At 37.7% G+C, this 24,556-nt stretch carries 22 protein-coding genes; 4 read left to right on the top strand and 18 right to left on the bottom strand.

Annotation, left to right across the window (positions count from 1 at the left end; translation table 11 throughout):
- From A3854_RS09440 to A3854_RS09415, 6 genes are all read right to left on the bottom strand, one after another.
- Positions 1-567 (bottom strand): cell division protein FtsX (locus A3854_RS09440; RefSeq protein ID WP_084042261.1); only part of this gene is annotated, 567 nt, incomplete at its 3' end.
- Complete coding sequence (locus A3854_RS09435) at positions 554-1,225, bottom strand: cell division ATP-binding protein FtsE (protein WP_021091805.1); 672 nt, start codon at positions 1,223-1,225, stop codon at positions 554-556. The genes A3854_RS09440 and A3854_RS09435, both read right to left, overlap by 14 nt.
- Positions 1,209-2,396: a tRNA (guanosine(46)-N7)-methyltransferase TrmB gene (gene trmB, locus A3854_RS09430; RefSeq protein WP_084042260.1), complete on the bottom strand. Its 1,188-nt coding sequence runs from the start codon at positions 2,394-2,396 to the stop codon at positions 1,209-1,211. Before trmB ends, A3854_RS09435 begins: the two co-directional genes overlap by 17 nt.
- Entirely contained in the window at positions 2,396-2,821 is a 426-nt protein-coding gene (locus tag A3854_RS09425) for a hypothetical protein (RefSeq protein ID WP_257639914.1), read from the bottom strand. Before A3854_RS09425 ends, trmB begins: the two co-directional genes overlap by 1 nt.
- A gap of 106 nt (positions 2,822-2,927) precedes the next feature.
- Positions 2,928-3,602 (bottom strand): fibronectin type III domain-containing protein, encoded by a 675-nt coding sequence (locus tag A3854_RS09420; RefSeq protein ID WP_167496279.1) that lies wholly within the window; start codon positions 3,600-3,602, stop codon positions 2,928-2,930.
- On the bottom strand, positions 3,535-4,506 hold the full coding sequence (locus A3854_RS09415) for an RluA family pseudouridine synthase (RefSeq protein WP_084042259.1): 972 nt from the start codon (positions 4,504-4,506) through the stop codon (positions 3,535-3,537). The genes A3854_RS09420 and A3854_RS09415 overlap by 68 nt, the downstream gene beginning before the upstream one ends.
- Before the next feature lie 52 nt (positions 4,507-4,558).
- Here A3854_RS09415 and A3854_RS09410 point away from each other — a divergent pair, with 52 nt between their 5' ends.
- Entirely contained in the window at positions 4,559-5,665 is a 1,107-nt protein-coding gene (locus A3854_RS09410; RefSeq protein ID WP_084042258.1) for an FtsW/RodA/SpoVE family cell cycle protein, read from the top strand.
- Between the two features lie 37 nt (positions 5,666-5,702).
- Here the strand turns inward: A3854_RS09410 and A3854_RS09405 are convergent, their stop codons facing one another.
- The 4 genes from A3854_RS09405 to A3854_RS09390 form a co-directional block, all read right to left on the bottom strand.
- Positions 5,703-6,980 carry an aminotransferase class V-fold PLP-dependent enzyme gene (locus A3854_RS09405; protein ID WP_084042257.1) on the bottom strand — a complete coding sequence of 426 codons (1,278 nt, stop codon included), beginning with the start codon at positions 6,978-6,980 and terminating at the stop codon, positions 5,703-5,705.
- A gap of 70 nt (positions 6,981-7,050) precedes the next feature.
- Positions 7,051-7,656, bottom strand: a complete 606-nt coding sequence (gene thiE / locus A3854_RS09400; protein ID WP_084042256.1) for a thiamine phosphate synthase — start codon at positions 7,654-7,656, stop codon at positions 7,051-7,053.
- Positions 7,649-8,395: a hydroxymethylpyrimidine/phosphomethylpyrimidine kinase gene (locus A3854_RS09395; protein ID WP_084042255.1), complete on the bottom strand. Its 747-nt coding sequence runs from the start codon at positions 8,393-8,395 to the stop codon at positions 7,649-7,651. The genes thiE and A3854_RS09395 overlap by 8 nt, the downstream gene beginning before the upstream one ends.
- Entirely contained in the window at positions 8,392-9,723 is a 1,332-nt protein-coding gene (locus A3854_RS09390; RefSeq protein ID WP_084042254.1) for an aminotransferase class V-fold PLP-dependent enzyme, read from the bottom strand. Before A3854_RS09390 ends, A3854_RS09395 begins: the two co-directional genes overlap by 4 nt.
- Positions 9,724-9,833: 110 nt before the next feature.
- On the opposite strand from A3854_RS09390, the gene A3854_RS09385 reads away from it, so the two are divergent.
- Genes A3854_RS09385 through A3854_RS09375 form a run of 3 tightly spaced genes read left to right on the top strand, consistent with a single transcriptional unit; the run spans position 9,834 to position 12,315 of the window.
- Positions 9,834-10,670, top strand: coding sequence for a DUF234 domain-containing protein (locus tag A3854_RS09385; protein ID WP_084042253.1), 837 nt, complete (start codon positions 9,834-9,836; stop codon positions 10,668-10,670).
- Positions 10,667-11,656, top strand: coding sequence for a sensor histidine kinase (locus A3854_RS09380; protein WP_084042252.1), 990 nt, complete (start codon positions 10,667-10,669; stop codon positions 11,654-11,656). The genes A3854_RS09385 and A3854_RS09380 overlap by 4 nt, the downstream gene beginning before the upstream one ends.
- Positions 11,653-12,315 carry a cysteine hydrolase family protein gene (locus tag A3854_RS09375; protein ID WP_084042251.1) on the top strand — a complete coding sequence of 221 codons (663 nt, stop codon included), beginning with the start codon at positions 11,653-11,655 and terminating at the stop codon, positions 12,313-12,315. Before A3854_RS09380 ends, A3854_RS09375 begins: the two co-directional genes overlap by 4 nt.
- On the opposite strand, the gene A3854_RS09370 is transcribed toward A3854_RS09375, so the two are convergent.
- The 8 genes from A3854_RS09370 to purD all read right to left on the bottom strand — a co-directional run bounded on the left by A3854_RS09370 (position 12,312) and on the right by purD (position 24,530).
- Positions 12,312-12,986 (bottom strand): DUF6882 domain-containing protein, encoded by a 675-nt coding sequence (locus A3854_RS09370; RefSeq protein WP_084042250.1) that lies wholly within the window; start codon positions 12,984-12,986, stop codon positions 12,312-12,314. The genes A3854_RS09375 and A3854_RS09370 overlap by 4 nt on opposite strands.
- 15 nt (positions 12,987-13,001) lie before the next feature.
- Entirely contained in the window at positions 13,002-16,619 is a 3,618-nt protein-coding gene (gene dnaE / locus A3854_RS09365; RefSeq protein ID WP_084042249.1) for a DNA polymerase III subunit alpha, read from the bottom strand.
- Positions 16,620-16,931: 312 nt separating this feature from the next.
- Positions 16,932-17,783, bottom strand: coding sequence for a universal stress protein (locus tag A3854_RS09355; RefSeq protein ID WP_021091781.1), 852 nt, complete (start codon positions 17,781-17,783; stop codon positions 16,932-16,934).
- A gap of 17 nt (positions 17,784-17,800) precedes the next feature.
- Entirely contained in the window at positions 17,801-19,999 is a 2,199-nt protein-coding gene (locus A3854_RS09350) for a polyribonucleotide nucleotidyltransferase (protein WP_084042248.1), read from the bottom strand.
- The gene (locus A3854_RS09345; RefSeq protein WP_021091548.1) at positions 19,989-20,687 is read right to left on the bottom strand and encodes a hypothetical protein; all 699 of its coding nucleotides are present in this window, start codon (positions 20,685-20,687) and stop codon (positions 19,989-19,991) included. Before A3854_RS09345 ends, A3854_RS09350 begins: the two co-directional genes overlap by 11 nt.
- Positions 20,688-22,847 carry an LPS-assembly protein LptD gene (locus A3854_RS09340; RefSeq protein ID WP_084042247.1) on the bottom strand — a complete coding sequence of 720 codons (2,160 nt, stop codon included), beginning with the start codon at positions 22,845-22,847 and terminating at the stop codon, positions 20,688-20,690.
- Positions 22,840-23,289: an RDD family protein gene (locus tag A3854_RS09335; protein WP_084042246.1), complete on the bottom strand. Its 450-nt coding sequence runs from the start codon at positions 23,287-23,289 to the stop codon at positions 22,840-22,842. Before A3854_RS09335 ends, A3854_RS09340 begins: the two co-directional genes overlap by 8 nt.
- The gene (gene purD / locus A3854_RS09330) at positions 23,286-24,530 is read right to left on the bottom strand and encodes a phosphoribosylamine--glycine ligase (RefSeq protein WP_084042245.1); all 1,245 of its coding nucleotides are present in this window, start codon (positions 24,528-24,530) and stop codon (positions 23,286-23,288) included. Before purD ends, A3854_RS09335 begins: the two co-directional genes overlap by 4 nt.
- Between the last annotated feature and the right edge of the window lie 26 nt (positions 24,531-24,556).

Here is a 24,556-nt window from a genome sequence, read left to right as displayed (position 1 = left end):
AAAAGGTGCTCCAAAAAGCGTCATAATCTCAATGCGCTCCCTATGCTCAAACAGCCAAATTTTAGCCTGCTTTAGCATAAGCATAAGCCCAACCACACAAAGTATCGCCATAAAAGCATACGATATGCTTTTTGCTAAATTTAGCATTTTAAAAACTTTGTCATGAGTCTTTGAAAATGTCTCAACCTTTGTGATTCCATCAAATTTTAAAAGTTTTTGCTTTAGCTCATCCATGTACTGCGGTGTCGGAAATTCGCTAAGTTTTAGTGAGTAAAATTTAGGTAGCGCATTTTGTAGTATGGACAAATTTTTAGCCGAGATGTCATTTGAGAGGCGGTCGATTATTTTTTGCGGACTTAGTGGCTCAAGACTAGCTAGATTGCTAACCACCGGCTTTAAAATAGCATCACTAAACTCTTTACTTGAAACTATGACGATGTTGTAGTCATTTCCCATGAGTCTTTCATAATCTCTCACAACCTTATCAGCAGTTAGGCTAAACTGCACGGAAAACAAAAGAGCGATCAGCGGCAGGATGAATCCAAGATGATTCTTAAGCGATCTCATGCACGCCTCCATTTTCTATGACGAAGTGGCGGTATGGGATACGAAGCGTTGATGGGATATGATGCGTCACCACAACCACACTCGTGCCTAAAAATTCCCTAGCTGATTTTAGAAGTGACCAGATGACGTCGCTTGAGTATTCGTCTAAATTTCCCGTTGGCTCGTCGCATAAGAGCAAATTTGGATTGTGTGCGAGTGCTCTTGCCATGGCAACTCTTTGCTGCTCACCACCGCTTAGCTCACGAGGGTATTTATCGGCTTTGTGAAGCATATTTACATGTTTTAAAAGCTTTGCTACTTGCTTTTTACTCACATTTTGATTGATACCTTTGATGATGAGGGGCAACATAACGTTTCTTTCCACGTTCCATTCATTTATCAAGCGATAATTTTGAAATATAATGCCAACTCGCTGCCTAAGCTCACAAAGTCTTTTATCATCGATGTCGTCCATTTGTGTCATGCAGACATTTAGCTCTCCAGCAAGGGGTGAAATTTCTCCGTAAAATGATTTTAAAAGCGTGCTTTTTCCACTTCCACTCTTGCCTGTGATAAAGACAAAATCATTCGCATAAATATCTAAATTGACGCTATTAATTACGATTTCATCGCGTTCATAAGCTAGGCTCAAATTTCTTGCACTAATTATCTCTTGCATCAGCCAAATACTCCTTCAAAAGCTCGTGTGCAGCTAAATTCTCACGAATTAAGATCGGTTTTTTTATAAAATATTCGCTTTTTTCATCACTTATTTTGATAAAACATTGCTCAGGTTTATTGAATGCTCCAAAAGCAACTTTTAGCAAAATTTCACCCTCATTTATGATGTAAATTTCTTCGAAATGTAAAAAATAATCTTCTTTTTTGATGATAAAATTTTTAAAATTTTTAATGATATTTCTTACGCTTGTCTTTTCTTTAAAGCTAAAATCTCCAGCTAAAACACTCTCGCCACTTTCAACCTTGCAAGTATAGATAACATCGTAGATGTCCTTATCTTGGCGTCTCCAGCGATCTTCGTACTTACTAGTTACTTCTAAATTTCTATTTTTGAAAGCTTCTATTTTTGAGTTTGTAGGCTCTAAAAATTTACTCAAGCTAAAGTCGCAATACTCCTTACTATCAGTCCTTAGCTCAAATTTACCGCCTACTTTTAATATCCTCTCGCACTCAAGTGCAAACGCCGATGAGACCACGCGTCTATGCTCTGCTTTATCCCACGGCACTGGAAAATGTAAAAATACCCTATCAACTAAATTTGAGCCAATAAGCGAGAGTAAAAGTCTGGCATCAGTGTTGATTAGACGTACGTTTTCTAGGGCGTTTGTCCTAGCTAGCTTTGCTACTTGCTCAATACTTGGTTTATAGACCTCTATGCCGATAACTAGGGTATTTGGATTGTTTTTAGCTTGATAAAGTAAGTGCCTGCCGGAGCCAAAGCCGATCTCGATAAAAATTTGATCGAATTTATCTTTTAGTTCACTAAAGGCTGGCACAAACTCTTCAAGGCTTAAAATTTCACTCACTTTTTTAGTCAAATTTGTCTTTTTTACAGCAAATGCTTGACTGATTACATCATTGCAATTTTGCTCTTTAAAAAGCTCCAGTGCCTCTTGCAAAATACCAACTTTAGCTGGCTTTGTAAGCTTTTCGCCTTTTACGACGATGCCATTTTTACCGGGTTTTACGACTAGAAAAAAACTCTCTTCTTCATTTTTTGTGTAGATAAGCCTCTCGTTTCGCCCATTTGCCTGCCAAAGAAATTTGATCTTGTCATTACCAAATGGAAACGAGAGCTCTTTTAAAGACGAAGCGATGAAATTTGGCATTATTTTATGCTAACTTCTGCTTTTGGTGACTTATCAGAGGCGATGCCATACTCATCGATAGCTACGACACTGTAAGAATAGTTAGCCCCTTTTTGCACGCTATCATCTCTAAGTCCAGTACCATCTATGTCACTAAAAATTTTCTCACTTGCGCCACTTCTATAAACAGTGTACGAACTAGCTCTATCAACTGCACTCCAATTTACATTTACTCCGCTACCATCGTAGCTAGCGCTAATATTTGGAGTCTTTGGTGCACCAAGTGTTATCCCCACAATTGGCTCTTCTTGTTTTAAGCTCTCAAGACCGTCTTTATCGACTGCTGTGACTCTGTAATACCTCGTCGCTGCATTTGTGTTTATGAGATCCTCATAGGTGTTGCTAGTTGTTTTTGCCAGATATGTGTAAGGCAAAATTTTACTCACTGTCCTATAAACCTTAAAATAAGCAAAATCCTCAGCTGGCGCGTAATCCCAAGTTAAAATTATCTTTTTTGGTGCATTTTTTGTTGCTTGAAGATTTGTTACCGATTTAGGGTAACTCCTTTGTCGTTGCACTGATATTTTGGCTTGGTTTTGAGACAACACCTGAAGAAGTTTTAACTAAAATTCTATACTCATAAGATTTACCAGGTTTTACCTCAGTGTCGATATATTCAGCATTTAGTCTGCCATTTACCTCTGCGATTTGGCTAAATTTATTAGCTCCGGCATCACTTCTTTGAATGATATAGCTTGCCACTGTGCTATCAGGATGTGGTCTCCAAATCACTTTTACACGTCCTGGAAGCCCTGTAATAGCTTGCGAAAACGGTACTGAATCAAGCAGTGGCTTTGTAGTTGCTGTTGCGATCGTGCCCGGTTGAGAGATGGCGTTACTTGAGTAGGTTCTCATTTGATACGAGTAAGTTGTCTCTGGAGCTAGATTGCGGTCCACATAGTGCGTAGCAAAGCGGTCTTTGATGTCTGCAACTAGCTGCATTTTTGAGTTTGCGTCATTTGGATTTGAGCGGTAAAGATAGTAGCCAACGACGCTCTCATCGGTCACTGGATTCCACTCGAAGCCAACTTCTGTCATATCTGAAATAGTCTTTAAACTTGTAATCGTAGGCAGTGACATACTTTGCTGAGTCGGTACGCTAGAGCCGCATCCCGCTAAGAAAGCTGCCAAAAATGGTGTCAATATGCGTAGGGCAAATTTTTTCATCAAAAATCTCCTTGGGAATTTTTTTGTAAATTATCTGGTTAAAGTCATCATACGTTTTTGCAATAAATTCCACCCTTTTGCCAGTTCGTGGATGGATAAAATAAAGCATATAAGCGTGAAGCATAACTCTGCTTATTTTATCGCCTTGGCTCTTAAATCCGTATAAATCATCGCCTAAAATGTGGCGGTTTATGCTAGACAGGTGCACTCTTATCTGATGGGTCCTGCCTGTAAAAAGTTTTGCTGCTATTAAATTTATGCCATTTTCGCTTAGTAAATTTACAAAGGCACTTTTTGCAAATTTAGCGTCTGCGACGATCGCTTTTTTTAGGCGGTTGTTTGGGTTTCTACCGATTGGCTTTTCAATGATGACGTCCTCTTTTAGGGGAAGATCAGTGAGTGCTAGATAAATTCGCCCCATGCTCTTATCGCTTAGCTGCTCACTAAGTTTTGCGTGGGCAAAGTTGTTTTTAGCAACGACGATAGCACCGCTAGTACCTTTATCTAGTCGGTGGACGATGCCAGCTCTTACGTCGCCATTTAAATTTGAGAGCATAAAACCTTTTTTATTTAGCCACTCAACAAGTGTCGCCTCTTTGACGCTTGGAGCTTGATGAACGACGATTTGAGGTGGTTTATTAAGCACTATTAGATCATCATCTTCGTAGATTATTGGTATATCAAAATTTACTTCGTACTCGTTTTGCACCTCTTTTTTTGGGGCAAAATTTACGCAAACTTCATCATTTTCGCTTAAAACAAAACTTGGTTTTGAGATCGTTTTTGAATTTACGTTTACAAGAGAGTCTTTTATCAAATTTAAAGCTTGATTACGTGAAATTTGAAGCTCTTGTGCCACTGCAACGTCTAGTCTCGAGCTATTTAAAACATTAAATTTAACCAAAATCAAAGCCTTGTTTGTGATATAATCTAGCCCAAAAATTAAGGTTTGCTTCTTGATAAAACTAGATCGGCGTATTTTAACACATTTTGATTTTATTCAGCCGTTTTTAATAATCCCAATCATAGCCATCTCTTACATCCTAGTTTCCGAAGCAAACGATATCCTGGCAAATAAACAGCTTGTATATTTTGGTATCGGATTTGTTTCATTTTGTGTCGCATTTTTGTTGCCCATTAGGCGTATAGACTGGATCATTCCGATGTTTTACTGGGTCTGCATCGTGCTGCTTTTAAGCGTCGATCTCTTTGGCGTTAGCAAGCTAGGAGCCAAACGCTGGCTAGAAATTCCATTTGTTCACTTCACACTTCAGCCATCAGAACTGATGAAGCCAGCCTTTTTACTAATGCTAGCCTATCTCATCAAACAGCGTCCTCCAGAGGCTAATGGATACGGAGTAAAAGATTTTTTAAAGCTTAGTTTTTACATACTTTTGCCATTTGCGCTCATTATGAAAGAGCCCGATCTTGGCACCGCACTCATACTTTTAATAGTTGGCTACACCATCCTTTTTGTCATCGGAGTAAATAAGAAAATTTGGATCACCATCATCCTTGCGATAGGCTTTTTGGCGCCGGTTTTGTATGAAAATTTACATGACTATCAGAAAAAGAGGATTCACGATTTTATCGCTGAAGAGCCAAGCTATCACGTCAAACAAAGCATCATTGCCATAGGTAGCGGCGGACTCAAAGGCAAACCAAAAGATGAGGCGACGCAGACGCACTTTAAATTTTTGCCAATCGCTACTAGCGACTTTATCTTTGCCTACAATATCGAGCGTTTTGGCTTTTATGGTGGATTGTTTCTGCTTGGGCTTTATGGAGCACTTATAACACATCTTTTAAGTTTAAATTACGGCCTAAAAAATGACTATTTTACACAAGTTACCACCACGGGGATTGCTGCACTAATCTTCGTTTATGTGGGTGTAAATGTCTCGATGACGATAGGTTTTGCACCAGTTGTGGGCGTACCACTGCCATTTTTTAGTTATGGCGGAAGTAGCTTTGTTACATTTATGGTGCTTTTTGGAATTTTGCAAAATTTGCTAACTTTTAGATTTGATAGAACTTATAGCTTTATAAAAATTCACTTCTAAATTTTTCTCCGCAAATATCAAATATATAGTTTTTGCTCTATCCTTCTTTGTGCTTTTTGATGCAAGACTTTATAGCATTTATAAGATATTTTATATCCTCTTTTGTATGCATATAGTGAATGCTAACACGTACCCAGCCAGGTTTTGCTTCAAAAATGGTATTATCTTTTAAATTAAGCAAATCATGTCCATACGGCCCAGCGCAATCACAGCCTGCACGCGTTTGTATACCAAAATCACTACTTAAACTAGCAGCAAAATCATAAGGCGAAATGCCTTTTACGTTAAATGCAAAAATAGGTAATCTGTCTAAATTTTCAGGGCAATAATTTATCACCTCATCTATCTTTTCTAGCTCTTTGCAAAACATCTCACCTAGCTCACATTCAGCTACTTTTATATTATTAAGTCCGATTTCGTTTCTTAGTTTATAGGCTAAATTTGCACGGATTAGCTGCATTATCGGTGGCGTGCCGCCCTCTTCTAAATTTTCAACTTCATTAGTAAAAACATGCGATGTCCTGCTTACGTACTTGACTGTGCCTCCAGCTGCAAATGTAGGCAAATTTTTACAAAGCTCTTTTTTGATAGCCAAAAGCCCACAACTCCCAACTCCACCAAGCAGCTTGTGAGGCGAGAGAAACAGTGCGTCAAAATATCTGCAATCAACATTTTCATAAGCACTAAGAGTGGCTGCATCAAGTACCAAAATGCCATCATATTTTTTAATTAGCGAGTAAATTTTTTTATAATCAGTTTTAACGCCAGTAACGTTTGAAGCAGCACTAAAGCTAGCTATTATCTTTCTTTTTGCATTTTGCTTTAATGTATTCTCAAGCATCGCATAATCTATCTCATTGTTTTCATCAAGCTCTATGCGTTTTATATCACAAAGCCCTTCTCTTAAGCTAACTTCAACGGAGTGATGCTCATAAGGGCCAATGATCGCTAATGGCAAGTTTAATTTTCTTAAATTTGCTTCACCGATCAAAGCTCTTGTAGCTGGTGAGATATAAATTCCCATTATTTCCTGAAATTTCTTTATCGCAGCCGTTGCTCCTTGACCAGTCGCGATAAGATAAAAACTATCGTCAAGGCCCAATAAGCTTTTTAACTCAGCTCTTGCATTTTCATAGCATTTTTGCGTTAACACCGCGCTTGAACTACTATCTGAGTGAGTGTTTGCGTAGGTTTTTAAAAATTTTAAAATTTCATCTTCAATGGGCTTATAAGCAAGACCTGAAGCCGTGTAATCAAAATAGTAAAGGCCTTCTTTTAAAATGATATTTTTTCTTACTTCATCGATATTTAGCAATGTTTTCCTTTTATTTAAAGCAGGGATTATAATTAAATTTTCATAAAAAAGCTTGCAAAATAAGCATCTTTTAAAGCAATAAATTTCTTTGTAAATTTTCTATATTTTTCTTTATTGTGCCATCTTTATAGATAGCGGATATTAAGGCGATCATGTCTGGCTTTACTCTAGCGACGCTTGCAATGTTACTAGAATTTATGCCTCCTATGACACATACATTCATTCCCATTTCTTTTGCTTGTGATACAGTTTGAGCCTTGCAAAGTGGCGCATTTGGTTTTGTTGGGCTTTTAAACATCGCTCCAAAAGCCACATAGCTAGCACCATTTTGTTTTGCCCTAATGGCAAGCTCCAAGCTATCATAGCAGCTAACTCCCACGTAAGCATCATCTCCTAAAATTTCAAACGCCTCTTTTATGCTCGCATCATCTTTTCCCAAATGCACGGACTTTGCCCCTATACGAGCAGCAAATAAAATATCATCATTTACGATAAATCTTGCTCCAAATTTTTCGCATAGGTTGAAAATTTCACTAGCCAGCCTCCCATCTTTGGGTATTTTTTTAGAGCGAAATTGAAAAAATTTCACCCCACACTCTAAAATTTCTTTAGTGTATTGCAAGGCTAAATTTTCAGGCATCAACACATCGTCGCTAATCGCGTAAATTTCAATCACTTATGCCAACTTTATGATTTAGTAGACGTTTGCCAAATTTTGTCGTAACTGCATTTTTAATAGCATTTAAAATGTATTTTTTGGCTAGTTTTATGGCCTCTTCTTTGGTGTGTCCATTTGCTAGCAAGCAGGCCAGCGCACTTGCAAAGCTACATCCAGCTCCGTGCATGATCTCTGGTTTTATTAGTGGCTCTTTAAATTTAAGCACGTCACCATTTTTTTTAAAAAGAGTATCTTCACAAATTTCTGCAACCGTGCTTCGCTTTAAGATCATATCGCAAGGTAAATTTTTGCTATCAAGTTCCAAAACTTTGGCTTCATCGATATTTGGCGTGATAATGTCTGCAAATTTAAAAAGCTCTTTTAAGCTTGCTATCGCATCATCCTCAAGAAGCTTTGAGCCTGATTTTGCTACGCAAACTGGATCTATTACTATTTTAATGCCTTGCTTATAAAATTTTTCAAGCCAAGCACCAACGCAAGATATAAGCTCTTTATTAAAAAGCATACCAACCTTTATGGCATCTATGTTTAGCTCCTCGTCTACCATTTTGATCTGCTCATTTAGATTTGTAACATTTGTAGCAAAGATATTGCTAACGCCATTTGTATTTTGTGCCGTAAGAGCCGTGATAGCCGTCGCTGCGTAGCAAGAAAATGCCTCGCATGTCTTAATATCAGCCTGTACGCCAGCGCCACCAACACTATCACTTCCTGCAATGATTAATATATTTTTCATCTATCTCCCTTGCAACCTGAAATTTTATCAACACTAAAAGGATCATCGACCTTCCAAATACTTGAATACTTCTTAATGCTATTTTTTAATGCATCTACTAAATAATCCACGTCTTGTAGCGTATGCGTATAGTGGAGTCCAGCCCTTACCCAGCCTGGCTTATGAGTAAATAGTGCATCTTCTTTTAAATGAAGCAAATCATGTCCATATGGCCCAGCGCAAGAACATCCTGCACGCGTTTGAATGCCATATTCTTTGCTTAAAACTTTGGCTAGTTCATAAGGCGAAACACCGGCCACATTAAAAGAAAATATCGGCAAACGCTTTATGTTATTTGGATGATAGCACGTAAGCTCAGGAATTTCTGCTAGTCTTTTTTCCAAATACTCTCCAAGCTCGCTCTCATTTTCATATATTGTCCCAAATCCTATCTCATTTCTTAGCCTATAAGCTAAATTTGCCCTTATAAGACCTAAAATAGGCGGAGTGCCAGCCTCTTCTAGCTGTTCACTATCTTTTACAAAAATAGCATAGTTTTTGCTAACATAACTTACCGTTCCACCACCAGCAAATGTCGGCTCATCTGAGTTTGCAAGTATCTTTTTTATAGCAAGAAGTCCACAACTTCCAACTCCACCAAGCAATTTATGTGGCGATAAAAAAAGAGCATCAAAATAGTCACAATCGATATTTCCATAAGCACTAAAGCTTGCAGCATCAAATGCCACAATACCACCATAAGATTTTATAAGAGTATAAATTTTTCTATAATCGCTCAAAACCCCAGTCACATTTGAAGCCACACTAAAAGTTGCGATGATCTCACGACCGACATTTATCCTTAAAATTTGCTCCAAATGATTAAAGTCGATCCCTCCATTTTTATCAAGCCTGATACGCTCAACCTCACAAAGTGCTTGCCTAAAGCTTATCTCATTTGAATGGTGCTCATAAGGTCCAAGCACCACAAGCGGAGAATTTTCATCTGGCTTTAGGGCATATCTTTTTTTGAGCGCTGGCGATGCATAAATTCCTAAAATTTCTTGAAATTTCTTTATCGCACCGGTAGCTCCATTGCCACAAGTAAAAAGATAAAAGCTCTCATCAAGTCCTAGCAAGCTTTTTAATTCACGTCTTGAATCTTCATAAGTTTGAGCGGTTTTATAGGCGTTTGATGAGCTGATAGAGTGCGTATTTGCATATGTTTGAAGTATTTTTGCTATCTCATCTTCGATAGGTTTATAAGCTAGCCCTGAAGCTGTAAAATCAAAATAATAAATACCATTTTTTAAAATTATATTTTCTCTAATGTGCTCTAAATTTACCAAATCACAACCCTTGTTTTTTGCGTAGCATTATAGATTACTTTAGCTAAAATATACTACAATGCCCAAATAAAGGAGCCAATATAAAAGCTTTAAAATCAACATTTGAGCGAATGAAACACCTTGATATAAATGAACTTATTAAATTTCATCTCGTCTTTGATGAGTTTGATTTAAAGCACTCATATTATGATGTTTTTGAAGCAATCGAGGCTGAAATTTTAAACAACTTCTTAGCCTTGATGCCAAAATTTTACTTCGAATCCGATACAAACGATGCTATAAAATCTGCTCTCATAAAACTCGCACGAAGCGATAGAAAAAAATTTAGCGTACATAAAATTTTACCTCAAAGCCTAGCTAGTAAAGTCTATGCAAAGCTTTTTGAAAAGAATTTTTTACTGCTTGAGAAAAGTAGAGAAGTACTGCCAAAAAGATCAAAAAACCAAATGCTAAAAAAAGAAGAAAGGGGCTATAAAGTTGAGGATAAAATACATTTTAATAGCCATTTTTCAAGGTTTTGGTTTAGATTTATAGAGCCAAATTTAAGCTTGCTAAAAACTGGTAAAAATGATGAAATTTTAGCCATTATAAAAAAGGAATTTGACGAATATGCAAGCCTTGGATTTGAAATTTTATGCGGTGAGCTAATGGCAAAAAAATTTCTGATTAATGGCATATTTTTAAGTAGCTTTTGGAGCAGAAATATAGAGCTTGATATGCTATTAAATATAGGCGGCAAGATCATAGTCGGCGAGGCAAAATACAAAGAGAGAAAGGTTTGTAAAAACGTGCTAAATTTACTATTAAAAAAATGCGAAAAACTAAATATCAGGCCAGATATTATTGCTCTTTTTTCAAAGAGTGGATTTAGTAGCGAGCTAAGAAATTTAAAGGATGAAAGGCTAAGACTTTATGAAATTAGCGATTTTGAGGAACTTTTAAAATGAACGAACACGATATCCAAGCTGGCTTAAAAAGCCTGATAGAACAGACTTATCTGATAGAAAATGAATATAAAAATTTAACATCATCTTACGCAAACTTGCAAAATTTCATTAAAGATATTGTGGAAATTCTGCCAAATGCTATCTGGGTGTTAGATGAAAATGATGAGATCTTTTTACAAAACTCAGAAGCAGTAAGACTTGGTAAAATTTTTAAAGAGATACCAAAAAAAGAGGGTGAGATAAATGTAAATGGGCAAATTTATCTTTTTAAAACAAGCTCTAAAGACAATAAACTAATAATCTCTGCAACAAACATAACAGTAGAAAAACGCACCGAGCGCCTTGCTTCTATGGGTCAAGTAGCAGCTCACCTAGCCCACGAGATCAGAAATCCGGTAGGCTCTATCTCGCTTTTAGCTTCAACTCTACTTAAAAGAGCTGATGAGCGCACAAAGCCTATCGTAAATCAAATACAAAAAGCTACATGGCGAGTCGAACGCATAATCAAAGCCACTCTACTTTTCACAAAAGGCCTTAACATAAATGCACAAATTTTTGACTTTTCACAACTTAAAAAAGAGTGCGAAGAGGCTATAAATTTTTACGACTATTCAAAGGATATTAAATTTAGCCTAGAATTTCCAGATGGCAAATATACGGGCGACCTTGATCTACTTGCCATTGTTTTCCAAAATATTTTATTTAACGCCATTGATGCCATCGAAGAGAGCGATGATGATGAGGGAGAGATCATTTTAAGCTACGAAAAAACACCGAGTGAGCATAAATTTATCGTTTACGATAGTGGCGAGCCTATCAAAGATAAAGCCATAGTCTTTGAGCCATTTAAAAGTAGCAAGCTAAAAGGAAACGGCCTTGGACTACATCTTTGCTTGCAGATCATAGAGGCTCACAAAGGCAGTATCGAGATCACACTAAATCCAAAAACATTTTGCATAAATTTACCAATAAAGGAGAAAGAATGAACATACAAAACGAACTTGAGGCTTTTAAAAAATCTCTTCAAACGCTTGATTTAAGAGAAATTTCAAACGATGGAGCAAAAAACGTTGCATTTATCTGTATCGATATGATAGAAGCATTTGCTGGCAGTGGTGCGCTCGCCAGTCAAAGAGTGGCCGCCTTATCAAAAGGGATCGCGACACTTTTTGATAGAGCTTGGAGAGATTTTGGTTTTAGAAATTTTATCCTTATAGAAGATAGGCACACCAGTGATTCAAAAGAATTTGAGAACTTTTTGCCACATGCCATACTTGATACAAATGAGATAAAAACTATAAAAGAGATAGAAAATCTAAGCTTTTTTAAAGAGTTCAAGACATTTTATAAAAACTCTTTAAGCATTGCGTTTAATAAAGAATTTGAGAAATTTTTAGAGCAAAACCCACAAATTGATACTTTTGTTATTACTGGAGATTGCACTGATATGTGCGTTTATCAGTGTGTTAGTTATCTTAAACTACGAGCCAATGAATACAATAAAAAATCAAGAGTTATCGTACCGTTTGATCTTACGCAAACATATGACATACCAGGACACAATGGCGATTTTTACCACGAGATGTTTTCTCTTCATATGAAGCTAGCACTTGGCGCTGATGTGGTAAAGAGTATTAAATTTTAAAGCTTGCTTGAAATATTTATGAGCCTATTTAGCTCGTCAAATTTAAAGCTAAGCTCGTATTTATCCGATACGATTTCATTAGGGCTTTCGCTAAATTTCATATCACAGCTTAGCAAAAGTCCTTTTATAAAGATTTTGTGATCTAGCTCGTAGCTGCTTAAACACTCATTTACTACGCTCAAAAGCTCATTTGCAAGCACTGGCTCTTCAAAGATCATATCTGATCTAAAAGCCACATACGCCGCTCCTCCCTCGTACTCTATCCTATAATAATTTTGCTCATCAAAAGCGGTGCAAAGAACCATACTAATCGTGTGACCATTAAAATTTTCATCTAGCTCAAATTGTGGCGTGCTAAATGCGCTAAGTCCAAATTTCTCGCCAAACTCACGTGCTTTATTTGCAAGCTCGAGCAAACGCTCATCAAAGCCATTTATATTTTCATAACCCCAAAGCCACGTATTTGACGAGAAGCTTTCAGAGCCGATAAACTGCATATCAAACTCGCGCCCATCAAAGTAAATTTTGCCACTATCAAAATTAACCTGCCAGTTGCTTCCTTCAACAAGTAGCTTAAATGCACGTTTTTGAAGTAATGTCGCTTTGCCAACACATGCACTAAAAAGCTTGCTCCAGTTACTTTTATCTACACCAAGCTTATCTAAAAACATCGCTTCACCGAGGTCTTAGCAAGCTATTGCTTGAAGTGCTTTTTCTTTAAAGCTGTCATTTACAACAAATTTTGTCTTATAGACAAAAATTTGAGCCGTATTTTCATTTTTTATCTTAATAACAAGACGCTTATCATTGTTTGTGCCACTTTTTATATGTTCGTTATAGCCGAGATTATAAAGGTTAGTGATCTTATCTTTGCTAAGCTCACTAAGGCTTAAAAGCACCTCTAGCTCGGCATATTCTCTTGCTCTTTGAGGGGCGCTCGTCTCTTCATTTTTAGAAAATTTAGAGTTTTGTTTTAGTTTTCTTGTCTTAAAGTCTAAAATTTGTGCATCTTCTAGGCTATAAACCTCGTTTAAATTTGTCCTTACAAATTGATCATCTTTTGTGATATTTATCCTAAAAGCATAAGGCAGGTCGCGTTTTGCCTCGTCCTTTACGATATCTTCGATGTTACCAAGCTCTCTTTCAAAGACTGCGATCTCGATATTTCCGTGAAAATCAAGCACATTTATAGTGCCCATTTTCTTGCCACTTTTGGTTATCCTTGTGCTAAAGTCTTCGATCTTGCCAACGACTAAAATTTCAGCGCTTTGCGGCAAGCTCTCAAATTCTGAACTTAGAGTGTATTTTATCTTGTTGATCTCGTCTTTATAATCATCAAGCGGGTGGCCTGAGAGGTAGATACCAACGCTCTCTTGCTCAAATTTTAAAATTTGTTTGATGTCAAATTCGTCATTTATCGTGACAAAATTTATCTTCACATCGTTCATGCTCTCATCTTCACCAAACAAGCTCTCAACAGCATTTTTACGGATCTGAGCAGCACTTTTGCAAGCTTCTATGATATTTTCTACATTTTGCATAAGCATCTTACGACTAAAGCCAAACTCATCAAAGCATCCGGCTTTTATGAGGCTTTCAAAGACCTTCTTATTTACTTTAAATGGATCGATCCTTGAGACAAAGTCGTCCATACTCTTAAATTCGCCATTTGCTTCACGCTCAGTGATAATGTTTTCAATAGCCGCTCCACCAACACCTTTAATCGCACCAAGCCCAAAGATAATGCCGTCATGATCGCCATTTTTAACAACGCTAAATTCTTTAGTTGATTTGTTGATAGATGGTGGCAAAGTGTCTATATTTATGCGTTTTATCTCATCGATATAGCGAACGATCTTATCGACGTTGCTCTCTTCGCTTGTAAGAAGTGCCGCCATAAATTCAGCTGGGTAATAAGCCTTAAGATAAGCCGTCTGAAATGTGACGTAGGCGTAAGCTGCGGAGTGAGATTTATTAAAACCATATCCTGCAAATTTTACAATTAGCTCGAAAAGATCGTCTGCTTTTTGTCCATTTAGCCCTTTTGCCTCAGCGCCTTTTACAAACTCGCCCTTTAGCCTGTCCATCTCTTCTTTGATCTTTTTACCCATCGCACGGCGTACAAGATCCGCCCCGCCAAGGCTAAAGCCGCCTATGGCTTGAACGATTTGCATAACTTGCTCTTGATAGACGATTACGCCGTATGTTGGCGCGAGGATTGGCTCAAGCTCTTTAAATGAGTAGGTTATCTCTGCCTCGCCATGTTTTCTTTTGACAAAGTCATCAAGCATGCCACTCTCCATCGGTCCTGGGCGGTAGAGCGCTAGCATCGCGACGATATCCTCAAAGCAGTCTGGACGCAAGCTAGTTCCTAGCTTTCTCATGCCCTCGCCCTCGATTTGGAAAATTCCTATCGCTTGGCCGCTTTGTATCATTTTATAAACATTAGAATCGTTTTTATCGATCTGCTCCCAAATGATATCCTTTCCAGTTCGTTGTTTTACTAGCTTTATGGCATTATCGATAACCGTTAGTGTTTTTAGTCCAAGAAAGTCAAATTTAATTAAATCAACATCCTCAAGATATTTAAGGCTATACTGCGTAACATATCGATCTTCTGGGCTGTTTGGCTGACGAAATAGCGGAGTTTTATTCCACAGCTCCTCATTTGAGATAACGACACCTGCTGCGTGCTGGCCGGCGTTTCTATTTAGTCCTTCAAGGTCAAGTGCAAATTTCCAAATTTTAGCTGCCTTTGGATTTTGGCTGATGAGCTCAGCTATCTTTGGCTCTTTTTCATAAGCATCTTTTAGCGTAATACCAAGTTCATCAGGTATTAGCTTTGCCATCGCATCAGCTTCGGCGTAAGGCATATCACAAACCCTAGCAACATCTCTAATGACACCTTTTGCGAGCAATTTACCAAATGTAATAACGCCAGCAACATTAAATTTTCCATATTTTTGCGTAACATAGTCAATTATCTCGCCACGCCTACTTTGACAAAAGTCCACGTCGATATCTGGCATGCTAACACGCTCTGGGTTTAGAAACCTCTCAAAAAGTAGGTTGTATGGGATCGGATCAAGGTCGGTGATCTTTAGTGAATAAGCGACCAAGCTACCAGCCGCAGAACCACGCCCTGGACCAACTGGTACGCCTCTACTTTTAGCCTCATTTATGAAGTCCCAAACGATCATCATATAGCCTGGGAAATTCATTTTATTAATTATGCCAATCTCTATCTCAAGACGCTTTTTGTATTCGTCATGTAAATTTTCAGGGACAAATTTTAGCCTCTCTTCAAGACCTTTTCTACATTCATACTCAAAAAAAACAGCATCATTTTTAAAGCTATATCTATTTTCAGGCTCTGGAAGTGTTAAATTTCTCTCTTTGGCATATTCAAGAGTAAATTTAAAATTTGGCGGAGTTGGGTTGCCAAGCTTGATCTCAAGGTTGCACTTATCCACGATCTCTTGGGTATTTTCTATCACTTCAGGGATATCTAAAAATAGCTCGCTCATCTGCTCTTTGCTCTTAACAAAAAACTCATGGACGCTGTGGCGAAGTCGGTTTGGATCATCTAATGTTTTGTTCATCGCGATACACATAAAAACCTCATGCGCGTCAGCTCGCTCTTTAAAAGTGTAGTGAGTATCGTTTGTAGCGATAACCTTTATGCCAGTCTCTTTGGCGATGCGTAAAATGTCATCATCAATGCGTTTTTGATCGCCGATGCCGTGACGCATGATCTCAAGATAAAAGTCATCTCCAAAAATTTCTTTATACTCAAGCGCGACCTCTTTTGCTCTCTCGTAGCCCTTTGCGCCAAATTTCACATTGCGATCACTTAAATTTAAGTGCCAACTCACCTCGCCCTGCAAGCAAGCAGAGCTACAAACCAAGCCCTCGCTGTGCTCTTTTAAGATTTTCTTATTTATACGAGGATAGTAGTAAAAGCCCTCGATGTAGCTCATAGAGCTAAGATACATTAAATTTTTATAGCCAGTCTCGTTTTTGGCGATTAGTATGAGGTGAAAACGCTGTTTAGTACTCTTGTCATCAAGCTGCTCGCCATTATGAACGTAAGCTTCGATGCCAATTAGTGGTTTTATTCCCTCTTTTTTCATCGCTTTGTAAAAATCTATCGCTCCAAACATATTGCCGTGATCAGTAATCGCCGCTGCTGTGTCACCTCTATCATGAAGCACGTGAGCTAGCTCTTTTATCTTGTTCGCTCCGTCAAGCAGGGAGTATTCGGTGTGTAAATGCAGGTGTGTAAAGCTAGAATTTTCACTCATTTTTTATCCTTTTTTAATGAGTGGATTTTACAAAATTTTGGCTAATAAGGTGCTTGATGAAAACTTAATGGGAGCTTTAAAATTTTATAGAATTTGTAGTTTGTGGCCAGGAACGAAGCACGCTGCCATCTGACGCACTATGCTATCAAGGTCTTGTAAATTTTAAATTTTTATGAACGAGTAATTTCGGCTCTAAAATTTGAGTTAAGCGGTCAGTGAAGCCAAAATTTAGTAGTCAATTCTTGCGAGTGAATGGAATTTTAAAATCTATAAAGCGAAAAAGAATTAGATCGCGGACTAAGCCGCAATCCATTATAGATAAACTGGGATATTTGTGTGTTCTAAGAAAAATCTTGAAGTGCCACCAAGCACCATTTCCATAAGACCATTTTCGCCATATCTGCTAGCAACGATTAGATCAGCATTTCTATCAATAGCTGCTTTTAAAAGCGCTTCACCAGGTATCATCGTGGTAGCGATCACTTCAAAAGTGGCTGATATGCCATGAATTTTGAAGTACTCTTCAAGCTTTTTAAGATTTAGTTCAGCATTATCGCCAAGGCTTGCTTTTGAGGTAATGCACTGAACCTTTTTTGCCTTTTTTAAAAGATCAATCGAGCCTGTTAATGCCCTTGAGCTTTGTGTCGTGCCAGTCCAGCTTACAAGGATATTATCGGCTTTAAACTCACGCATTTTTCTAGGGATTACAATCGCATTTTTACCGCTTTTTAAAACAGCTGACTCAAATGTACCAGTGATCTTTCCATCAAGTGGCACAGCAGCCACTACTAGATCGCAAAATTTACTCTCTTGCTCCACTATCGCGCTTCTTTTGCCACTATGGATCGTAAAATTTGCGGTGCAAACATCTTCAATGATTTCACTAGTTACTTTTATGCCAAGCTCAGCACAAATTTTATTAAAAATTTTCTCATTCTCTTCATGCTCGACAGCTAGTTCAGATTTAGCTGATTTTAGAAATTCTTCAAAAAGCACTCCTCCACGAAGCGTCATTTTCATATTATAAACTACACTTGGATCAAGCTGACAAGTCATAATTTCCATATGTGTGTTAAACCACTGAGCAACCTTTAGGGCACCATAAATTCTTGGCTCGATATCGTCTCCAGCTCCTATTGGAAAAAGCAACTTTTTGTATTTCATCATCTGTCCTTTAAAATTTATTCAACCAAAGAGAGCGAAATTTTATTTCCTTTTTGCTCGCTCACACACACTTTGACCTGATCGCCTACATTTAATGGAGTTTTTATCTTTGAGATATGAAGCAAGCCATCAATGCCATCTTTTAGCTCGATAAATACACCAAAATCAACCACACTCTTTACGGTTCCTAAAAACTCATCACCGATATTAAAATTTGGTTTTGAACGCTCTTTGTCGTGTTTAAATGGCTTTTTGCCAAATGAACGTCCATTATCTTTTGAAGTGATAGAGATGATGTAGTCTTTTGCAGCATCAACATTTTTCTTTGCTCCACCTGCGATTTTTACCTCGCCTTTTTCTCTATCAAGATCGATTGAGACTTCAAATTTCTCAATAATCTCTTTTATAGTCTTGCCAGCTTGTCCGATAATGTCTACGATCTTGCTTGGATCGACGCTAAATAGTTCAAGCTTTGGAAGCACATCTTCATTTATTTCTATATTTTTATCCGCTTCTGTCATCAAAGATAAGATATGCTCTCTACCACGTTTTGCTTGATAAAGTGCCTCTTTTAGCACCTCAAGACTAATACCACCAAGTTTAATATCCATCTGAAGTGCCGTGATGCCATCACTTGTGCCTGCTACTTTAAAGTCCATGTCGCCGTCATGATCTTCAAGTCCCATGATATCTGTTAGCACTGCATGCTTATCGCCTTCAAATATAAGACCCATAGCGACACCTGCGACAAGTTTTAAAGTATTTACGCCAGCAGCTCTAAGTGCGAGTGAGCCACCACAAACACTAGCCATCGAGCTTGAGCCATTGCTTTCTAAAATTTCTGAAACGACCCTTATCGTATATGGAGAAGCTAGATCGATACTTGGAGCAAGGGCACGTTTGGCTAAATTCCCATGTCCTAGTTCGCGTCTGCCAGGGGCTTTTAGTGGGCTTGCCTCACCCACGCTAAAGCCTGGGAAATTGTAGTTAAACATAAATTTCTCTACAAAAGGCACTTTTTCAGTTAAAACATCATACATCTGAGCGTCGTTATCTGTACCAAGGGTAGCTACAACTAGAGCTTGAGTCTGTCCTCTTGTAAAGAGGCATGAGCCATGTGCATTTGGAAGCACGTTTGTCTCGATACTAATAGGTCTAACCTCTTCAAGACCACGCCCATCAGCTCTAACGCCATCGTTTATGATCTGCTCTCTTACGATTTTCTTTTTATATTTGCCAAGGACATTTGTGATGACAGCCTCGTCCCAGCCCTCTTTTTGAGCGACCTCATCGCTTGAAATTTGTTTCGCGATCTTACTAAGTTCGCTCGCTCGCTCGCTTTTTGCCATTTGGTTGATCGCATTTTTGACTTCAGCTTTATAAAATTTATCGATATAAATAGCGATATTTTCATTTTCTATTTCAGGTTTTAACTCAAGCGCAGCATCCTCTTTTTTATGCTCTTTGAAAGCTTCTTCGTAAGCACTGCTAGCTCTTAGTATCGCCTTGCCAGCAAAATCAATCGCCTCAACCATCATATCTTCGCTAAATTCATTCATCAGCTGTTTTTGAGCCATGCTATCACTTAAGCTCGGATCTATCATTGGCTCAATCGCAACCATTGGGATAAGCTGCGTAGTTTGCTGAGGTAAGCTTCTCATCTCGATCATCAAAAGCTCATCTTTTGTTCCAGCTACGTATAGATCGATCGCGCTTTGTTTTAGTTCAGAGTTGCTTGGGTTGATCACAAATTTTTCATCTATATAACCAACTCTCACGCCACAAACTGGGCGATTTACCGGGATATCACTAAGATAAAGAGCAACTGATGCTGCATTTAGTCCAACAACTTGCAAATCAACCTCAGGATCAGCTGAAAGCACCATTACCACTATTTGAGTTGGATATGCGTAACCTTTTGGAAAGAGTGGTCTAAGAGATCTATCGATGATACGAGCTGTTAGCGTTTCAAAGTCGCCTGGCTTTGTCTCGCGCTTAACGTAACCACCAGGAATTTTTCCAGCAGCGTAAGCTTTTTCGATGTACTGCACCGTTAGAGGTAAAAAATCCTCCTCAACTTGTGTGTCCTCTCTTGCAACAGTTGCTAAAACTACGGTATTTTTTACCCTTAAAAGTACCGCTCCGCTAGCTTGTTTTGCTACTTTATTAAGGTCAAAAATTTCAACCTGATTATTGACTTCTATACTATATTGCATTATTTTTATCTCCTTGTTGTTTTTGTAACGGCAAATAATAAGGGCTCTCTTCTAATATTGACATGATGCGCTCACTCGTAGCTTCGATCTTTTTCTCGTAATACGAATCCACATCGATAAAATCAACGATCTTGTTTATCGTGTAAATTTCATCAACCATATCATTTAAATTTGTAAAGACATCAGTAGCAATCACTGGTGTTGCGTATGATATGGATTTTACCTTCACATCAAGCAACGTCTTTATACAAATGAGTGCCGTCATACCAGTCTCGCACCCCTCATCGATTAGTAAAATATTTTTATCTTTTAGCTCTCCTATCAAATTTCCTTTTCGGTATTTATAAACGTTTTTTAAAATTTTCTCTTCATATTTTCTATGTGCTTCACCGTAAATGTAGTCATAGCTTATATTAAAAGCTTTTATAAGTTTATCATTTAATACTATATCTTCTGTCTCGCTAACTATTGCAACGTCGCATTCGCTATTATTTGGGGCAGGTATTGGCTCGCTAAAGAGCATCTCGTAGCTTAAATTTAAACTTCTACAAACTGCATCTGTGAGTATAACTGACTCAAGCGACATACAAACAACTATCGTCTTTTTATCTACGAGCTCTTTTTTTGGCAAAATTTCAATTAGCTTGCTAGCTGCTTCTAATTGATCCTTAAATTTAGCCGTTATCATTTAGTTAGCACTCGATTTTGTACTGCTTTGCGAAAAGTCATAGTGCAAACCGCCCATTGGATAGAAATTTATCGTGAAATAAATACCATTTTTTCTAGTTGATGCGGAGCCATCTATTGTTGTTGTTGGCTCGACATCTTGTTGATAAATTATCCCGTAATTCCAGCATTTTCTTTGATGAAGCACGCCAACTCTCCAGCTTTTTGTGTAACTTCGCTCGACATCATATTGCCAGCTGCCAATAAGGCTGTATTGATGAGGTAATTTTACTCCAAGACCACTTGTAAAATAGCTATCTTTTGTTGCACTATTTTTTATTTTGCTATCATTTTTCTTCATAGTGTGAAGCATATTTAGCCAAAATAAATCATTTGTGTATGAAAGTCCGCTTTGTATCTTTTTAAGCTCTTTGCTCTTGTGCGAATACTCAAGCTTATTATAAAGGCTTAAATTTTCAAATGGATATAGATAGATAGCATTTTTTAAATTCGAATATTCATCTTCTTTTGTGTAATATCCTTGAGAAATACTATGCTTTATAATCTTTCTACCATTAGAGTTAAAGAAATACTGAGTCAGATAACCAGAAATTTCTTCCTTACTCTGCTCTTGAGTCAAGAAATTTTCATATTCATTTAGATTTTTATCATAGATAAACTCATCATCTAAATTTCCTTTTCTATAGCCTGGTAGTAGGTATTCAGCTCCAAAATTTAGAGTGTGATAAAAGCTTTCATACGCTTTTGCAAGGTCAGTGTGAAGGGCAAATTTGTGATAATTATTTACAAAATTTGTATGTTTATCTTCTCTTTTATCATCAAATGAATTTATCTTATTCTCGTAATTTATTCTTGAAGCGTATAGGTACTCGTAAAATGAAAACGTTAAGCTATCATCAAGCAGTGGCACATGCACTGAAGCTGGAAGTGTAAATTCATACTGAGTCGCTCTAACACCTATTTTTCTATCATATCTATGTGACTGAAGATCAAGTGAATATAAGATATTTGGCAAGACAATATCATCTGTAAATTTATGATACTGAAGCGATGGAAGCTCTTGAAGCGTGTCTTTGTTCTCATTTTTTGAGCCAATCTTTTCAGTATCTATGTAGTATTTTGCATAAGTACCAAAATAATGATCGTCATTTGCGATGAAGTAGTTAAATTTAGAAGTTACAAGCGAATCATAATCATCATCCCTGCCCTTTAAATTTAAATAATCTATATCATTTAGCTTCGTTGCGTCTATCCAAATTCCCTCTTGTAAATCTGCTTCACTAAGGTATCTTATAAGCTTATCTCTTTCGTATTTTAGTCCGATACCTTTATGTGTTTTATTCTTTAGTTCAGCCTTATTTGAAGTCTCTCCTTTTTGCTTAGCTTGGTAGCTGTTTTTATCAGTAAATGAGCCAAAGCTGATTTCGCCCCTTGAATCAGGTGACTCAGTAAATCTAAACGCACCATAAATTCCAGCACCTCTGTTTGTTCTTATCTGCGGATCAAGCTCGAAGTCCCACTCATTATAAGGTGCAAAATAAATCGGCTGCTTGTAATAAAAACCTTCAGATTTTCCGTATCCAAGCTCAGGCGGTAAAAGGCCTGTTCTTCTTGTAGTATCTGTTGAAAAACCAAAATATGGCAAGTAAAAAACTGGTACATTGGCTATACGAAAGACTGGATTAAAAAGATGTAAAAATTTGCTTTGTTTATTTAGCATAGCTGAGCTTGAGGTAATACTCCAGTCAGGATCTTGGACATTACAGCTTGAAACCATCGCTTTTTTTACTCTATAGTACTCGCTGTCAGAGCTGCTCTCATCGCTTCTCATCCATACTTCCATGTCTTTATTCATCATAAAAAGCGATTCAAAAGCAGTGTCATTATTTTTTAAATTTAGCTTTGCATAGTTTGAGCGAGAGACTTCACTCTTACCCTTCATCATGTTGACATTTCCAAAGAGCTCTATAACCGAATTATTTTGATCATAAACTGCACAATCAGCTGTTACAAGATAATCTTGTGAATATACAACGACGTTTTTATTGGCCGTGACGATGCCTTTATCTTGCTTTACATCATCGGCCAAAAGCTGCACATCTTGCACAGCTGCACTTAGACTTAAAATACATACCGGAACTAAAAATAAAATTTTACGCATTTATCACCACTGTTTTTGCTATTTTGTCTTGCCAAGTCTGCCTAGCTGGATTTGCAAATGCCCATGCAAAACCAAGATAAAAACAAGCTTCACTAACCAACCTAAAAATCGCTCTTACTAAGCTTAAAATAAAATTTGGTCTGTCTAAAATTTCTACATTAATGCACATCGTCTTTGTTAGCATTTGTCCAAGACTCGCGCCATAATACCAAACAAAAAATGCATGATAAATAATCTTTAGTGCGACTATTTGCCAAAAGAAATTTAAAGTCAAATTTCTGGCTTCATCATAGCTCATAACCGACAAAAAGGCATCCCAGTAAATGATCAAAAACAAAAAAGAAACAATACATTCATCAATTGAGTAAGCTAGCACTCTTTTTGAAAATGGCGCTAGCGAAATTTCTTCTTTTTCAAGTTTTTCAACTATCTGCATACTCATTTTAATGCCTGCCAGGCAATATCTTTTCTATAATGTGCTCCGTCAAATTTTACATTTTCGCAAAGCTCATAAGCTCTATCACGTGCCTCTTTTATACTCTTCGCAGTGGCTACGCAGACTAATACTCTGCCACCATCTGCATAAATTTCTCCGCCTTGCTCGCTAACACCAGCATAAGCAATGTGAGCATCTTTTACATCATTTAAAACTGAAATTTTAGCTTTTGGACTACTTTTATACGGATAGTCCTTACTAGCCATCACAACGCCAACTGCAAATTCATCTTTTAAACTAATAGGCTTTAGCTCGCCCTTTGCAGCATTTAGTAAAATTTCGCTTAGATTTCCGTCAATTAATGGCATCAATACCTCGCACTCAGGATCGCCAAATCTTACGTTAAACTCAAGTACATAAGGCTCATTTTTCACGATCATTAGCCCTACAAAAAGTACTCCACAAAACGGACTACCCTCGTTTTTCATCCCTTTTAAAGTTGGCTTTACAACCTCTTCTTCGACCCTTTTTATCAGCTCTTTTGAAGCAAGCGGACTTGGAGCATAAGCGCCCATACCGCCAGTATTTGGACCTTCGTCGTTATCAAGCAGGCGTTTGTGGTCTTGTGCCACTGGCAAGCTTACAAAATTTTCGCCGTCGCAAATAGCAAAAAAACTTAGCTCAAAGCCGTCTAAAAACTCTTCAACGACAACAAATTTACCAGCCTCACCAAAGCTAGCTCCACTTAGCATGTCACTAACTGCCTCTTTGGCCTCCTCTTTAGAATTTGCGATTATAACGCCCTTGCCAGCGCAAAGGCCATCGGCCTTTACGACCATCGGCGCGCTTAGGGTATCAATAAATTTAAATGCTTTTTCTTTATCATCTGTGTTTAAATATCTTGCGGTTTTTATGTTATTTCTAGCTAAAAAGTCCTTCATGTAGGCCTTGCTAGCTTCGAGTCTAGCAGCTGCTTTGCTTGGTCCAAAGATGAGCAAGCACTCTTTTTTAAAGATATCCACTACCCCTTCACTAAGCGGTGCTTCAGGGCCTACGATAGTTAGAGCAATATCATTTTGTTTAGCAAATTTTGCAAGCTCATAAAAGTCTTTTATATTTAAATTCTCGCCAAGGCGTGAGGTCGCACCATTTCCTGGCGCAAAGTATAAATTTATATTTTTTTCGTTTTTTAGTTTTAGAGCAATGGCGTATTCGCGGCCGCCACTTCCTATTATGAGAATATTCATTTCATCTCCGTAAATTTAAAAACCCG

Source organism: Campylobacter concisus, assembly GCF_002092845.1.
Lineage (GTDB): Bacteria > Campylobacterota > Campylobacteria > Campylobacterales > Campylobacteraceae > Campylobacter_A > Campylobacter_A concisus_AQ.
The sequence above is the reverse complement of the archived record's forward strand: the minus strand, read 5'-3'. Positions and strand labels throughout refer to the sequence as shown.

What these genes read in the sequence shown, in the direction of transcription:
- A3854_RS09435 (WP_021091805.1), bottom strand. Translation starts at nt 1,225, where the DNA reads ATGCAAGAGATAATTAGTGCAAGAAATTTGAGCCTAGCTTATGAACGC.
- trmB (WP_084042260.1), bottom strand. Translation starts at nt 2,396, where the DNA reads ATGCCAAATTTCATCGCTTCGTCTTTAAAAGAGCTCTCGTTTCCATTT.
- A3854_RS09420 (WP_167496279.1), bottom strand. Translation starts at nt 3,602, where the DNA reads ATGAAAAAATTTGCCCTACGCATATTGACACCATTTTTGGCAGCTTTC.
- A3854_RS09395 (WP_084042255.1), bottom strand. Translation starts at nt 8,395, where the DNA reads ATGAAAAATATATTAATCATTGCAGGAAGTGATAGTGTTGGTGGCGCT.
- A3854_RS09385 (WP_084042253.1), top strand. Translation starts at nt 9,834, where the DNA reads ATGAAACACCTTGATATAAATGAACTTATTAAATTTCATCTCGTCTTT.
- A3854_RS09380 (WP_084042252.1), top strand. Translation starts at nt 10,667, where the DNA reads ATGAACGAACACGATATCCAAGCTGGCTTAAAAAGCCTGATAGAACAG.
- A3854_RS09375 (WP_084042251.1), top strand. Translation starts at nt 11,653, where the DNA reads ATGAACATACAAAACGAACTTGAGGCTTTTAAAAAATCTCTTCAAACG.
- A3854_RS09370 (WP_084042250.1), bottom strand. Translation starts at nt 12,986, where the DNA reads ATGTTTTTAGATAAGCTTGGTGTAGATAAAAGTAACTGGAGCAAGCTT.
- dnaE (WP_084042249.1), bottom strand. Translation starts at nt 16,619, where the DNA reads ATGAGTGAAAATTCTAGCTTTACACACCTGCATTTACACACCGAATAC.
- A3854_RS09355 (WP_021091781.1), bottom strand. Translation starts at nt 17,783, where the DNA reads ATGAAATACAAAAAGTTGCTTTTTCCAATAGGAGCTGGAGACGATATC.
- A3854_RS09350 (WP_084042248.1), bottom strand. Translation starts at nt 19,999, where the DNA reads ATGCAATATAGTATAGAAGTCAATAATCAGGTTGAAATTTTTGACCTT.
- A3854_RS09345 (WP_021091548.1), bottom strand. Translation starts at nt 20,687, where the DNA reads ATGATAACGGCTAAATTTAAGGATCAATTAGAAGCAGCTAGCAAGCTA.
- A3854_RS09340 (WP_084042247.1), bottom strand. Translation starts at nt 22,847, where the DNA reads ATGCGTAAAATTTTATTTTTAGTTCCGGTATGTATTTTAAGTCTAAGT.
- A3854_RS09335 (WP_084042246.1), bottom strand. Translation starts at nt 23,289, where the DNA reads ATGAGTATGCAGATAGTTGAAAAACTTGAAAAAGAAGAAATTTCGCTA.
- purD (WP_084042245.1), bottom strand. Translation starts at nt 24,530, where the DNA reads ATGAATATTCTCATAATAGGAAGTGGCGGCCGCGAATACGCCATTGCT.